Raw genomic sequence first — 13960 nt, 5'->3', positions numbered from 1 at the left:
GTCTTGGATTGGGTATTTTATTAAGCACTTTCATTTTTATGCTAGTCAGTAACATTCCATCATCAAGCATGCTATATGACTATGGTTGGCGAATTGCCTTTATGTTTGGCGCTGCATTATCAATTATTTTTTGAGAAAAAACTTATATGAAACCTCTGACTTCATGGCTTTAATACAGCAACCTATGAATTTAAAAGCTAAAAAACATTTTATTTCAAGCATAGCTATTGGTGTGTTGCTAGTATCCCCCGCTGCTATACTCACCACGCAACTATTCCTATTTCTACCCAGCTATGCCAGCACTTATTTAGGAATGAGCAAAAATATTCTGTCAGATCATATTTTCTATGGCTCTTGCATCATGATATTAGGCTGCCTTGTTGGCGGCTTAGTTAGCGACTACATCAATAAAAAAACATTATTTTGCTTTTTATTACTATTGATTTGTCTGCTTAGTTATATATTTTACAATCAACTGATCGATGGACATTTAAACACTCTTTTGCTAATGCTTATTTTTGCCTTTTTTGGCATGCTAGCATCAACCTACACAGTGATAATAGCCGAAATATCTCAAGCAAACTTTAGATGTAGAAGCATTGGGCTATCCTACAATCTTAGCTATTCAATATTTAGCGCACCAATTCCAGCATTATCTGTTCTCATTTTAGACTCTACAAATTTGATAATGCTACCATTTTGGCTAATTGCTTTAAGTTCAATCATTGGCATAATTGGAACTGTAGCAACACTAAGCATATGGAAAAATATAAATCAACATCAAACTTTAACATGCAATCAGACCATATAAATTATAAGGAAACACCATGGAAATATGGCTAGACAGTTCAGACTTAAACGACGCTACATATTGTGATGCCATAGGGTTAATAAATGGCATCACAACCAATCCTAAGATATTAGCAAACAGTCAAGGCAGTCCCTTGACCACGCTGCAAAAACTGCTTGCCGTAAATAAACAGCCTATATGCGTTCAGGTTACTGCAACTCATACGGATGCAATTATTGCTCAAGCACGCCATTTGAGAGCCATGTCTCACCGCTTTATAATAAAAATCCAAGCCAATGAGTGCGGCTTTAAGGCTATGAAAGAGCTTGTTAATGAGAATATTCCAGTGTTATCGACTGCCATATTTACCGCCGCTCAAGTTATTACTTCTTGCAAGCTCAACGTTAACTACATTGCGCCATATTTAAATCACATTAAACAATCAAATCAAGGCTGGCAAAAAGAAACTCAACGCATGGCTGATATCGTTGATAGCTTCAATTGCAAAAGCAAATTAATGATGGCAAGCATAAAAAGCATTGATGACATTTACTACAGCATGGACATTGGCGCGCAAGCGGTGACTGCACCGAGCGATGTTTTAAAAGCTTTCTCCGAAGAACCAGCGCAAACATCTGACGCTTTGAAAAAGTTTAAAAATAGCTGGGCAACTGTCGAGGATGATTTGTTTAATGGCAGCGCTTGTACTCTCTAAGGACAGAATTAATTTTTGTTTGGTAGCCTTTCCCCATTGATTTAAAATAATCAATAACATCGCTATCAAGACGAATTGTTACAGATTTTTTCTTATGGGCTAATGGCTCAAATTGAGCCCAATCAGCATCACCCATGTCAACGCTGTCAGAATAATCAATCTCGCTATCTTTCATCTGCTTAATAGCGCTTAATTGCTGCTTGATATTTGGTTTTTTCTCTTTCATTTGCTTTCCTCATTGATATGATTCTAATATTACCACTTCGCTTCGTGTATACAATATTAAACAAAGAGCCATCATACATTGAATAAGCTATATATCTCATTTCGCCGTAGTCAACTCTGTTATCAATTGCAACAAGCATCGAGTCATTAAAAAGATATTCAGCAAGCTCAAATGATACTTTGTGCTTTTCCAAATTTAACAGACTTTTTGCTTCATCCCATTCAAATTTCATATTTATTGCAACTGATATCACTTAAATGAAGTGTACATACAAAAGTATTTACTGTCAATATGTGTTAATAATTCTGGGACAGAATAGAGAATGACTTGCTTAATTGCCTAAGCACACCACATAACTTTGTGTAGCAAAAATTTAAAATTTACACAAACTCGACTCATACCATCAGTTATCTTAAATCAAAATTTTTATCAGTTATGTTACCTTGCTTTGTTACCAGTGATGATTTTATTGGTAACAACGTTTTTTCTTGTTACCTATACGTTACCTACAGTTTAAGATTCATCTTGGAAGCTTCGCAATTAATTTCTCTGTAAAGCCTATGGGGAAAGGGTTTAAAGGTGGTGGGCCCTGCAGGACTCGAACCTGCGACCAACGGATTATGAGTCCGCTGCTCTAACCAACTGAGCTAAGAGCCCTTAAACTTCCGGCTATTTTAGCCCATCATCTTAGTTTTGCAAGCATAATTCTGCTGTTTCCCACGCTGTCGTGACGAAAAACAGGTAATTCTGGTTCATACTGCCTAAAAGTGTGTTTATACTAGGTGGCTAACGAGGTTTCTCAACAAGGTTAAATCAATGCACCCATTACATACATTAACATCAGCACGCTTACATTTTTCTGCTCACTTTGATGACAATCATCATAATGCAGATCTGATTATTGCGATTGCCGATAATGAAGCACAATGGCAAAACTTACCCTCAGGTGAACTTCTTTACTCACGCAAACAATCTCAAGCGCCAAAATGTAAAAAAGGCTACCAAACGCAACTTCCCAATGCCAAAGGCACACACATTATCATCAAAGAGAATGTTGGCGAATGTGAGCTTTACTTATGGCTTAAAGATTTATCTGAGCTGATTAAGAGTGTAAATATTACTAAGGCTAAGAATATTATTTTCCTTGCTGAGAATGCTAGCGAATCAACCGCTGATGCATGTATGCGCACACTATTAGCACATACTGAAGAGATGCCTAATTATAAGCGCGAACATAAAGCGCAAGAAGTTAGCATTGAAATCATTGGCGATTACAGTGAAAGTGACTTTCTTGATGTACTTGCGAAGCATAAAGGTAATGCACTGGCGCGTCGCCTGACTATTTTCCCAACCAATTACTTAACGCCACAAATCTATATCAATCTACTGGAAGATATTGCCAAACGCGAGGATTGGCAATATACACTTTATGACAAAGAAAGCTTGGCTGAAATGGGTGCTGGGGCCTTTAGTGCGGTGGCACGTGCCTCGGAAGTTGCAGGCATTGTAAAGCTAACGTATACGCCTAAAGACTATAACAAAACAATCGCTCTTGTTGGCAAGGGAATCTGTTTTGACACCGGAGGTGTAAGCTTAAAACAGCCACAATATATGTATGGCATGAATGACGATATGATGGGCAGTGCGGTTGCTGTTGGCAGCTTACTGTCGTTAAGCCTTTTGCAAGTCCCTTATCAAGTACATTGTTACCTTGCAATTACCAATAACAACATTGGCGAACGTGCTTTTTTGCCCAATGAAGTTGTCACCGCATTAAATGGTAAGACCATTGAAGTGGTTGATACTGATGCTGAAGGGCGTATGGCTTTATCTGATACATTGTGCTTGGCAAGCCAAGATAAACCTGAGCTCATTATTGACTATGCAACATTAACCGGTGCGGCGGTACGCGCATTGGGCACTGAATACTCTGCAATTTTCAGCAATAACTACGACTGGCAACCAAATTTAGTTAAATATGGCGCCAAATGCGCTGAAAAAGTTTGGCCGTTTCCAATGGATAAGCATTATCTTAAAGCCCTTGATTCTGATATTGCTGATTTAAAACAATGTTATGTTACTGGCAATGCTGATCATATCTTGGCAGCTAAATTCTTACAGCAATTTGTTGGTAAAGACATTCGTTGGTTACATATCGACTTGGCTTCATGTCGCCATAAGGATGGATTAGCACCAATACCCACTGACATTAGTGGTGTTGGGGTTTGGTATACCTGTGAGCTTGTTGAGCAATTCTTAGCTTAATACCGTTAGTAATGATAACCGAATAGTTGAGTTTTAATTACTCCCCTCACCCGCGCAGCTTAAGCTGCACGAGCAATCCCGCAAGGGGAGAGGTGCTAGCTCATGTAACTTATTTATACATCATTACTTAATGCGCCTCATCCCAATTATCGCCAACGCCAACATCAACAATAAGCGGCACTTGTAATAAAGCCGCTGACTCCATAAATTGCTTGACCTCTTTGCTGATCCTATCCACTTGATCTTCTTTGACTTCAAACACCAACTCATCATGCACCTGCATAATCATTCTGGCATCAATATTCTCTTTGATAATCCATTCATCGATTAAAATCATCGCGCGCTTAATAATATCAGCCGCTGAGCCTTGCATTGGTGCGTTGATTGCTACACGTTCCGCTGCACGTTTTTTTGCCATATTACGCGAATTAATCTCTGGCAAGTGTAAACGTCTACCAAAAATGGTCTCAACAAAGCCATGCTGCATAGCATAGGCTTTAGCATCCTCCATATAACGCTTAACCCCAGGATAACGCGCAAAATAGATATCAATATACTCTTGTGCTTCGCCGCGTGGAATGCCTAACTGCTTTGCCAAACCAAATGCGCCCATACCATAGATTAAGCCAAAGTTGACTGCCTTGGCTTGACGACGTTGTTCAGGTGTTACGTCATCCGCTTTAATCCCTAATGTCTCAGCTGCCGTTGCGCGATGCACATCTAAACCTTGCTGAAAAGCATGAAGCAAATTAGGATCTTGCGATAAATGCGCCATGATTCTTAACTCCACTTGCGAGTAATCCGCCGCTAAAATCTTATAACCCTTCTTAGCAATAAATGCCTTTCTAATCTCACGCCCCACACTTGAGCGGATCGGGATATTTTGCAGATTAGGCTCAGTTGATGACAAACGCCCTGTGCTTGTTACTGCTTGCTGATAGGAAGTGTGCACCCGTGATGTCTTACTATTGATCATTAGTGGCAGCTTATCAGTATAGGTTGTTTTTAATTTCACTAAATGGCGATGCTCCATGATAAGCTTAGGCAAGTCATAAATCTCTGCTAATTCCTGAAGTGCATCTTCAGCCGTTGATGCTTGTCCACCTTGTGTTTTTTTCAAGATTGGTAAACCCATCTTATCATAGAGAATCTCACGCAACTGCTTGGGAGATGATAGGTTGAAGCTCTCACCTGCCAACTCAATACACTCTTTTTCTAACTGAGCTATTTTTTCGGTGAGTGATGCACTTTGCGCTTTTAATAAATCAGCATCAACTTTTACACCAACACGTTCCATGCGATCGATAACAAAGCTCACCGGTAATTCTTCTTTGATATATAACTCACGTAAACTGTCTATAGTCTCTAATTCGTTCCAAATACGCTCATGCAAGCGATAGGTGATATCAGCATCCTCTGCAGCATAAAACCCAGCCTTAGCTATGTCGATCTGATTAAACGTCAGTTGATTTTTACCCTTACCCGCTAACTCTTCAAAGCTTACTGTTTTAACACCTAGATAGTGGTGAGCCAATGAATCCATATCATGGCGTGTTGCTGAGCTGTTTAAGACATAGGATTCAAGCATCGTATCATATTTGACACCTTTGACATTAATGCCAACAGTACTCAAAACTTTTAAATCAAACTTGGCATTTTGTGCAATTTTAGCCACTTGACCATCTTCTAGAATCGGTTTTACTTTATTAACAACCCAATCTAGTGCTAATTGTGTCGATGCATTGTCATAATCATGTTGCAGTGGAATATAGACCGCATGATGTGGCTTTAAGGCAAATGACATGCCAACAAGACGCACATTAAAGGTATCTAATGAGTCTGTTTCAGTATCAAAAGCAAAGACTTTCGCTTTTGCGAGCTCAGCATAAAAGGCGTTGAAGTCTTCTTCAGTTAAAATAATCTGATAGTTTAAAGTTGCTTGAGCATCAATAGGCTCCACTCTAGTCTTTTGCGCATCAGACACAATATTTTCTTCATGCTCAAGCTCACGCAACCAGCCTTTAAATTCATATTGTATAAACGCCTTCTTAAGATAATCAACATCCGGCTTAACACAGAGCATATCTTGAACTGTATATGGTAGATCCAAGTCACATTTAATCGTAGCTAGTTGATAAGATAGTGGCAGAAAGTCAATACTCTCTCTTAGATTCTCACCAACCTTACCCGATATTTTATCGGCATTTGCCATGACGCCTTGTAAGCTTTGATATTCTGCTAACCACTTCACCGCTGTTTTTGGCCCCACCTTTGGCACACCAGGAATATTGTCTGAGGTATCACCCATCAATGCCAAGTAATCAATAATTTGCTCAGGTGTCACCCCAAATTTAGCAATGACTTTCTCGCGATCAGTGATTTCATTTTTCATTGTATCCATCAAGGTGATATGTCCATCAACCAATTGTGCCATGTCTTTGTCACCCGTTGAGATAACCACCTCATGTCCTTCATTAGCAAAGCGCTTAGCCAATGTACCAATAACATCATCAGCCTCAACCGCATCGATGACAATCAGTGGAAAGCCAAGCTTTTGCACCATATCATGCACAGGGGAGATTTGCACTCTAAGCTCATCTGCCATTGCCTTACGATTGGCTTTATATTCAGGGTATAAATCATGTCTGAAATTCTTCCCCTTAGCATCAAAAACCACAGCAATATGATCGGTATTGAGCTGCTTAGGTAATTTCTTTAACATATTGATTACACCAAAGATCGCACCTGTTGGCTCACCCTGACGATTGGTTAATTGTGGCAGGGCGTGAAAAGCACGAAAAAGATAAGATGATCCATCAACAAGAACGATTTTTTGAGTGTTTGACATAAAGGTAATCTAATTTGTAAAAAGATAATCTATCATACCTGATCAGACTTTAAAGATGTAGCACTCTATTATAATTTAAGCCAAACCACCCCACGTTCATATATCTAGTGCCTGACCGGAAATGACTGGAGATCATATAAAATAAGGTGACTTTCCGGTGAGCCCGTGCGCAGTGAATTTTTTTTGATTTTTTTCTTATATTTTTCCAAAAAATGAGGTATTGCTATAAATAAACCTGATCTATTGTTTACAGCAATTCCCACTAACCTCTCAAGACTAGATAAATCAAGGTCTCCAGAAAATGATTTTCGTAATCTCTTTTCTAATAAACCTTTCAACCATAGGCTTTCAGAGAGTTTTTCAGCGGGAACTACTGTATTGTTTCTTTTACGATGGTAAAGAAAATATAATACCCCTCACCCAGAACCAGCAAAAAGATCAATAATTGGATATGACATATCTTTCTGTTTATTTGACCTTACTGTAACTTTGATCACAATCAAACATCAATATTCACAACATTAAGCGCATTACTTTCAATAAAGTCGCGTCTAGGCTCAACATCGTCACCCATAAGCGTTGAAAATAACTCATCAGCAGCAACAGCATCCGCAATGGTGACTTGCAGCATACGGCGTTCAGCAGGATCCATTGTTGTCTCCCATAATTGCTCTGGGTTCATCTCACCAAGACCCTTATAGCGCTGTACATTCTGCCCACGCTTGGCTTCTGCGATTAACCATTCCATTGCTTGCTCAAACGTATCAACAAACTCTTTTTTGCTTCCTCGCTCGACATAAGCGGCTTTAGTTAAAAGACCATTGAGTGCGACTCCCAGTTCAACAATGCTTTGATAGTCTTTGCTTTCAAAGAAACTCAAGTTGAAGCTATATTCAGTATTTACACCATGCAATAAACGCGAGAGTCTAAGCTTAGTGACTTTCTCATCCTCATGCTGTTCGCTATGAATAGCTGTTGTGTAAAACTCATAACCGCCAGAGAGCTTGTTAGCATGCTCGGCAAAACCTTGCCACCAAGTGCTTAACGCTGATTCATCTTCTGTTGCAGGATATGGCGCATAGCTAACAAGTGCTTTAAGTGCATTGACTGGATAGCGCCGTGATAAAGTAGTTATTTTTGCATTGGTTTTTTGATATTGCTGATACAAATTTTCCAAGCCAACACCTGAGATAGGTGGGATGTTGTCTCCTGGGAATAACGACGCGCCCTCAATACCAATACTTCCTAAGTATTGCGCTAAAGCGGCATCATCTTTGAGATATGTTTCCTGCTTGCCACGTTTGACCTTATACAATGGCGGTTGTGCAATATAGATATAACCGCGCTCAATAAGCTCAGGCATTTGACGATAAAAGAAAGTCAAAAGTAACGTACGAATGTGTGAACCATCGACATCAGCATCCGTCATAATAACAATGCGGTGATACCTTGTTTTATTAGGATCATACTCATCGCGTCCAATACCACAACCCAAGGCTTTGATTAACGTGCCGACTTCTTGCGAGCTTAGCATCTTATCAAAGCGCGCTTTTTCAACGTTTAAGATCTTACCTTTTAGTGGCAAAATAGCCTGTGTTCTACGATCACGTGCCTGCTTGGCTGAACCACCCGCGGAGTCTCCCTCCACAATGTAAAGCTCAGATAATGCTGGATCTTTTTCCTGACAATCAGCAAGCTTACCTGGTAAACCGGCAATATCCAAGGCACCTTTTCTGCGTGTCATTTCACGCGCTTTTCTTGCGGCTTCTCTAGCGCGCGCTGAATCAATAATCTTATTAGCAATCAGTTTTGCTTCATTTGGATTCTCAAGTAAAAACTCTTGTAACTTCTCATTCACCAACGCCTCAACAGCGGTTTTTACTTCAGAGGAAACGAGCTTATCCTTAGTTTGTGATGAGAATTTAGGATCTGGGACTTTGACCGATAGTACGGCAGTTAAGCCTTCGCGCGCATCATCACCTGATGTGCTGATTTTAAGCTTTTTATTTAAGCCTTCTGACTCAATATAACCATTAACCGTACGTGTTAACGCTGCTCTAAAGCCCGATAGATGCGTACCACCATCTCGTTGTGGAATATTATTCGTAAAACAATAGACGTTTTCCTGATAGGATTCATTCCACTGCATCGCCAACTCAACGACAACGCCACTGCGCTCACCTTGAATATTAATGATATTTTGATTCAATGGCGTTTTACTTTTATTTAAATGCTCAACGAACGCACTAATACCACCCTCATATTGAAAAGTAACTTGCTGGTCATTGATTTTGTCAATCAACTGAACTTTAACACCTGAGTTTAAAAAGGATAGCTCACGAATACGTTTGGCCAAAATTTCATAACTAAACTCCACAATTGAAAAAGTTTGAGGTGATGGCTTAAAGCGAATCATTGTCCCTTGCTTGGTGGTATCACCTATTTCTTTTAACGGTGCTAATGGCTCACCATGAGCATAGAATTGCTGATACTCTTTGCCATTTTTCCAAACACGCAACTCAAGGCTCTCTGAAAGTGCGTTAACGACTGATACACCAACACCATGCAAACCACCTGATACTTTATACGAGTTATCATCAAATTTGCCCCCAGCATGCAGTACCGTCATAATGACTTCCGCTGCTGAACGTCCTTCCTCAGGATGGATATCAACAGGAATCCCACGACCATTATCACTGACTGACACCGAACCATCGGTATGCATAGTCACAATAATATCATCACAGAATCCTGCTAACGCCTCATCGATCGAGTTATCAACAACCTCAAATACCATATGATGAAGGCCTGAGCCATCATCCGTATCCCCAATATACATACCTGGGCGTTTACGTACCGCCTCAAGCCCTTTTAATACCTTAATATTTGACGAATCATAAGTTTTAACGTCGGACATTCAGTCACTCCATTTTCATTCAAAACAAATCGCCACAGAGTATACCAAAATTTAACGCCAAGCACCTTAATTTATTGCCCATCAACACGAGATCATGCCGCAATAGCGCAAACGATAAAAAGAGAATACGGAAGAATAAAAAGAAAGATTGACCATCCCCCTTTCAAAGAAAACAGTCAAGCTGAATAATAATATTTCAGATTAATAGGATTAACACGCCTCAATAATGCCAGCAGCGCCCATCCCTGTGCCAATACACATGGTGATCATGCCATATTTCTTGCCGGTTCTTCTTAAACCATGCAGGGCTTTCACCGTCAGTACCGTACCTGTCGCACCTAACGGATGCCCTAAAGCAATTGCCCCACCACAAGGGTTTACCTTGGATTCATCAAGCTTTAATTCATTGATTACAGCCAAGGATTGCGCGGCAAACGCCTCGTTTAACTCAAACCAATCGATATCTTCTAGTTTTAAATTGGTTTGCTCAAGCACTTTTGGAATCGCCTTAATCGGACCAATCCCCATGATGCGTGCTGGCACACCAGCTACGGCAAACCCTAAAAATTTCCCTAGAGGTGTCAGATTATGTTTTTTCAAATAAGACTCACTGACTAATACCACAGCACCTGCACCATCGGAAACCTGTGAGCTATTACCCGCAGTAACTGAACCGCCTGTTGCAAACACAGGTTTAAGTTTAGCTAGCGCCTCAATCGATGTATCTTTGCGCGCACCTTCATCAATCTTAATCGTTTTTTCATGGTCAATGATCTCAGCTTTCGCCTCATCAGGTTTACGATGATGTACCTTAACGGGAATAATCTCATCATTGAAATAGCCATTTTCAATTGCATGCGTTGCTTTTTGATGACTTTTTAATGAGAACTCATCCTGCATTTGGCGTGTGATATTCCAGTCTTTAGCCACATTCTCAGCAGTAATTCCCATGCCATAAGCAATCGCGACATTTTCATCTTTGGTAAAAATCTCACTACTAAATGAAATATTATGCCCACCAAATGGGATCATACTCATCGACTCAATACCACCGGCAACTGCCACTTCCATATTGCCTTTAGCAATTTCATTAGCGGCAATCGCAATTGATTGAAGCCCTGAGCTGCAATAGCGATTAATGGTAAAAGCAGGTACCGAATCAGGCAACCCTGCCAAAAGTGTTGAGATACGTGCGACATTCATACCCTGCTCACCCTCAGGCATAGCGCAGCCTATGACGATATCACCGATGTCCTCAGGGTTTACACCTGATTCTTTAACGGTCTCTTTTAAAATATCCGCTAACAAATCATCCGGACGCTTCTTGGCAAAGCCACCACGCTTGCCCTTAGTAACAGCTGATCTTTTCGCTGCAACAATATATACCGCTTGTTCAGTCATTTTCTAAAAACTCCTTATTTTCACACCTCGAAAACGAGAAAACTCAGGTTAACGAAGTCTAGTATTAACTTCAAAAATATATAATTTCACTTAGTTTAATTTCTCAATGGCTTACCCGTTTCTAACATATGCTGCATTCTTGCTGCACTTTTCTCAGAAAGCGCTAACTCAACAAAGTTTTCAAGTTCGCGCTTAAGTAACCAGTCTTCTGAAACATAGGTATCTTTCTCAATCTCACCACCACACATAGCATCCGCTAAATTTGTTGCGATCTTGTAGTCATGTGCTGAGATTTGATTGCCATCACGCATATTAACCAAAAGCCCTTTAACGGTCGCAATACCTGCCTCACCAAAGACTTTGATCTTTTGCTTTAATGGTGGTTGATAACTAGAGTATGCTAAGAACCGTGCTTTTTCGATTGCAACACTTAGGATTTCTTTGCTATTCATCACCACGGTATCACTCTCACGTAAGAAGCCCATCTCAATGGCTTCATAGGCACTTGTTGCCACTTGTGCCATCGCCAAGTTCTTATAGCGTTTTTCAAAGTCTTTCCACGGGTCTTGCGCAGTCGAGGCGCGTTTTGCCATCTCTTTTGAACCACCCCAACCAGGGATAATGCCAACACCTGCTTCAACAAGACCAATATAGCTCTCGTGTGCTGCCACGACTGCATCACAATGCATCAATGTTTCACAACCTCCGCCAAAAGCAAAGCCCTTAACCGCTGCAACCACAGGGATTTTGCTATAACGAAGCTCTTGAGTGATCACTTGATGCCCTTTTTGAATGACCTCATAAACAGCTTCTTTACCATGCATCATGAATTTAAAACCGAACTCTTCAAGATTCGCACCTGCCGAGAAGATATCCTGCTCTTGCCAGATGACCATCCCTTTAAGTTTGCTTTCAGCGACCTTAATCGCCTCAGAGATACCTGCTAACACCGCATCACCAATTGAACACATCTTGCTCTTAAAACTTAAAATGCCAATCTCTTCATCAACACTCCATAAGCGCACACCTTCATTTTCATACAAGGTTACACTTGGCATTGTGCTATGCTCACCTAATACGTAATCTTTGTGTAGTTGGCGTTTGTATACAGGTAATTCTTGACGAGTAACGAGGGCATTATCAGTGAAACTAAAGGATTTATTATCACCATAAACACCTTCTTTAAGCGCATAAACCCATTGCGGAAGCGCTTTGCTTGAAAGCGTTTTTCCAGACTTGATATCTTCATCAATCCAACGTGTTACTTGCTGCCAACCAGCTTGTTGCCATGTTTCAAAAATCCCCTCTTTCCAGCCAAAGCCCCAACGAATCGCTAAATCCATATCTTTTGGATAATTGGAAATATCACCGACTAAACATGCGGCATAGTGGAAGCTATCTCTAAAGCACGACCATAAAAATTGTGCTTGCGGATGATCCATGGTTTTTAATTTTTCTAACTTCACTGACCAGTCTTTTTCACTTAGAATTTCAGTGACTGCTTTATCAGGCTTCTGATCAGATAATCGATATGTTTGGCTTTGCAGATCAAGCACTTTAAGACCATCTTTCTCTTTAACATAAAGCCCTTTTTTTGTCTTTTGTCCAAAGGCACCCTGTTCGATTAATGCGTGGATCCAATTGGGTAATTGATAAACTTTCTCCCAGCCATCTGTAAGCGAGTTTTTCATCGTATCCACAACATGGGCGAAAGTATCCAAGCCAACCACGTCTGCCGTGCGATAGGTTGCACTTTTAGCACGTCCAAGCTTCTTACCTGTTAAGCCATCGACAACCTCAAGTGGAATATTAAACTTCTCGGTGTAATAGCACGTTGCCAACATTGAGAAAACGCCTAAGCGATTGGCAATAAAGTTTGGTGTATCTTTGGCACGAATAATACTTTTACCCAATTTTTGCACCAAGAAAGTTTCTAGCTGATCTAGTACGTCTGGCTTAGTCCCACCATGTGCAATAAGTTCAACCAAAGGCATATAACGTGGCGGATTAAAGAAATGTACGCCACAAAAATGTGCATGTAAATGCGTTGGTAAACTTTCAGTTAATGATTCAATGCTTAAACCTGAGGTATTGGATGCAATAATCGCGTGTTTTGCCACGTGTGGTGCGATGTTATGATACAGATCTTTTTTCCAGTCCATACGCTCAGCAATCGCCTCAATAATCAAATCACAATCTTTTAACAGCTCAAGATTATCTTCATAATTCGCCGCAGTAATATAATTGACCGCTTGTGCTGAACCAAAAGGTTTTGGATTGAGCTTAGCAAGTTTTTGTAATGCGCCATCAATCAGCGCATTTGGTGCACCTTCCTTTGCTTTCAAATCAAAAAGCACTACAGGAATGCGCGCATTGGCAAAGTGTGCGGCAATTTGCGCACCCATCACACCAGCGCCAAGAATTGCAACTTTTTCAATGCCTACATGTTGGCGTTGTGATGGTTCAGACTTAGCCGCCGATTGGACATGAGCTTTAGGCTTAGCCGCTTCAGATTCAGTAAACTCATGTCCAAAAACTGCCAAATAACCACGCATTGCCTGATCTTTTGATTGACCCTTGATAGAGTCCCATGCCATCCATTTAGCACGCTCAACCATTTTTAAAACCGATGGACATTTACCTTCAACATCACCAACCGTTGCTTGCTTATAAAAGGCATATAGCTTTAGTTTTTGGTTATTATCGGGCTTAAAATCTATGGTCGCATCGCGTACTGCTTGCACCATTTCGTTAAACTTCTGCTCTAACTCGCTTAGTTGCTCCAGTTCACTCATCTA

Annotated in this window: 9 protein-coding genes and 1 tRNA gene; 3 read left to right on the top strand and 7 right to left on the bottom strand. The window is 40.5% G+C overall.

Annotated elements, in window-relative coordinates; all coding sequences use genetic code 11:
• Window positions 1–163: 163 nt before the first annotated feature.
• Window positions 164–811, top strand: coding sequence for an MFS transporter (locus DNJ75_RS08430; protein ID WP_150468944.1), 648 nt, complete (start codon window positions 164–166; stop codon window positions 809–811).
• Between the two features lie 16 nt (window positions 812–827).
• Window positions 828–1505 carry a transaldolase family protein gene (locus DNJ75_RS08425; RefSeq protein ID WP_117003011.1) on the top strand — a complete coding sequence of 226 codons (678 nt, stop codon included), beginning with the start codon at window positions 828–830 and terminating at the stop codon, window positions 1503–1505.
• Here DNJ75_RS08425 and DNJ75_RS08420 read toward each other — a convergent pair.
• The 3 genes from DNJ75_RS08420 to DNJ75_RS08410 all read right to left on the bottom strand — a co-directional run bounded on the left by DNJ75_RS08420 (window position 1480) and on the right by DNJ75_RS08410 (window position 2388).
• The gene (locus DNJ75_RS08420; protein WP_117003010.1) at window positions 1480–1731 is read right to left on the bottom strand and encodes a BrnA antitoxin family protein; all 252 of its coding nucleotides are present in this window, start codon (window positions 1729–1731) and stop codon (window positions 1480–1482) included. The genes DNJ75_RS08425 and DNJ75_RS08420 overlap by 26 nt on opposite strands.
• Complete coding sequence (locus tag DNJ75_RS15825; RefSeq protein WP_117003009.1) at window positions 1685–1963, bottom strand: BrnT family toxin; 279 nt, start codon at window positions 1961–1963, stop codon at window positions 1685–1687. Before DNJ75_RS15825 ends, DNJ75_RS08420 begins: the two co-directional genes overlap by 47 nt.
• A 348-nt stretch (window positions 1964–2311) precedes the next feature.
• Window positions 2312–2388: transfer RNA gene (locus tag DNJ75_RS08410), tRNA-Ile, on the bottom strand.
• A gap of 159 nt (window positions 2389–2547) precedes the next feature.
• Between DNJ75_RS08410 and DNJ75_RS08405 the strand changes: the two genes are divergently transcribed.
• A complete protein-coding gene (locus DNJ75_RS08405) occupies window positions 2548–3996 on the top strand; it encodes a M17 family metallopeptidase (protein ID WP_117003008.1) in 1449 nt (482 codons plus the stop codon).
• A 127-nt stretch (window positions 3997–4123) separates the two neighbouring features.
• Here DNJ75_RS08405 and polA read toward each other — a convergent pair whose 3' ends face one another.
• From polA to DNJ75_RS08385, 4 genes are all read right to left on the bottom strand, one after another.
• Window positions 4124–6844, bottom strand: coding sequence for a DNA polymerase I (gene polA / locus DNJ75_RS08400; RefSeq protein WP_117003007.1), 2721 nt, complete (start codon window positions 6842–6844; stop codon window positions 4124–4126).
• 499 nt (window positions 6845–7343) lie between these two features.
• The gene (gene gyrB, locus DNJ75_RS08395) at window positions 7344–9761 is read right to left on the bottom strand and encodes a DNA topoisomerase (ATP-hydrolyzing) subunit B (RefSeq protein ID WP_117003006.1); all 2418 of its coding nucleotides are present in this window, start codon (window positions 9759–9761) and stop codon (window positions 7344–7346) included.
• 210 nt (window positions 9762–9971) lie between these two features.
• The gene (locus DNJ75_RS08390; RefSeq protein ID WP_117003005.1) at window positions 9972–11162 is read right to left on the bottom strand and encodes an acetyl-CoA C-acyltransferase; all 1191 of its coding nucleotides are present in this window, start codon (window positions 11160–11162) and stop codon (window positions 9972–9974) included.
• A 95-nt stretch (window positions 11163–11257) separates the two neighbouring features.
• The gene (locus tag DNJ75_RS08385) at window positions 11258–13957 is read right to left on the bottom strand and encodes an acyl-CoA-binding protein (protein WP_117003004.1); all 2700 of its coding nucleotides are present in this window, start codon (window positions 13955–13957) and stop codon (window positions 11258–11260) included.
• Window positions 13958–13960 lie beyond the last annotated feature (3 nt).

This window comes from Cysteiniphilum litorale (genome assembly GCF_003428165.1).
Lineage (GTDB): Bacteria > Pseudomonadota > Gammaproteobacteria > Francisellales > Francisellaceae > Caedibacter > Caedibacter litoralis.
The sequence above is the reverse complement of the archived record's forward strand: the minus strand, read 5'-3'. Positions and strand labels throughout refer to the sequence as shown.

Coding starts and splice junctions, on each gene's coding strand:
- DNJ75_RS08390 (WP_117003005.1), bottom strand. CDS start 11,162: ATGACTGAACAAGCGGTATATATTGTTGCAGCGAAAAGATCAGCTGTT.
- DNJ75_RS08425 (WP_117003011.1), top strand. CDS start 828: ATGGAAATATGGCTAGACAGTTCAGACTTAAACGACGCTACATATTGT.
- DNJ75_RS08385 (WP_117003004.1), bottom strand. CDS start 13,957: ATGAGTGAACTGGAGCAACTAAGCGAGTTAGAGCAGAAGTTTAACGAA.
- DNJ75_RS08420 (WP_117003010.1), bottom strand. CDS start 1,731: ATGAAAGAGAAAAAACCAAATATCAAGCAGCAATTAAGCGCTATTAAG.
- DNJ75_RS15825 (WP_117003009.1), bottom strand. CDS start 1,963: ATGAAATTTGAATGGGATGAAGCAAAAAGTCTGTTAAATTTGGAAAAG.
- DNJ75_RS08405 (WP_117003008.1), top strand. CDS start 2,548: ATGCACCCATTACATACATTAACATCAGCACGCTTACATTTTTCTGCT.
- DNJ75_RS08430 (WP_150468944.1), top strand. CDS start 164: ATGGCTTTAATACAGCAACCTATGAATTTAAAAGCTAAAAAACATTTT.
- gyrB (WP_117003006.1), bottom strand. CDS start 9,761: ATGTCCGACGTTAAAACTTATGATTCGTCAAATATTAAGGTATTAAAA.
- polA (WP_117003007.1), bottom strand. CDS start 6,844: ATGTCAAACACTCAAAAAATCGTTCTTGTTGATGGATCATCTTATCTT.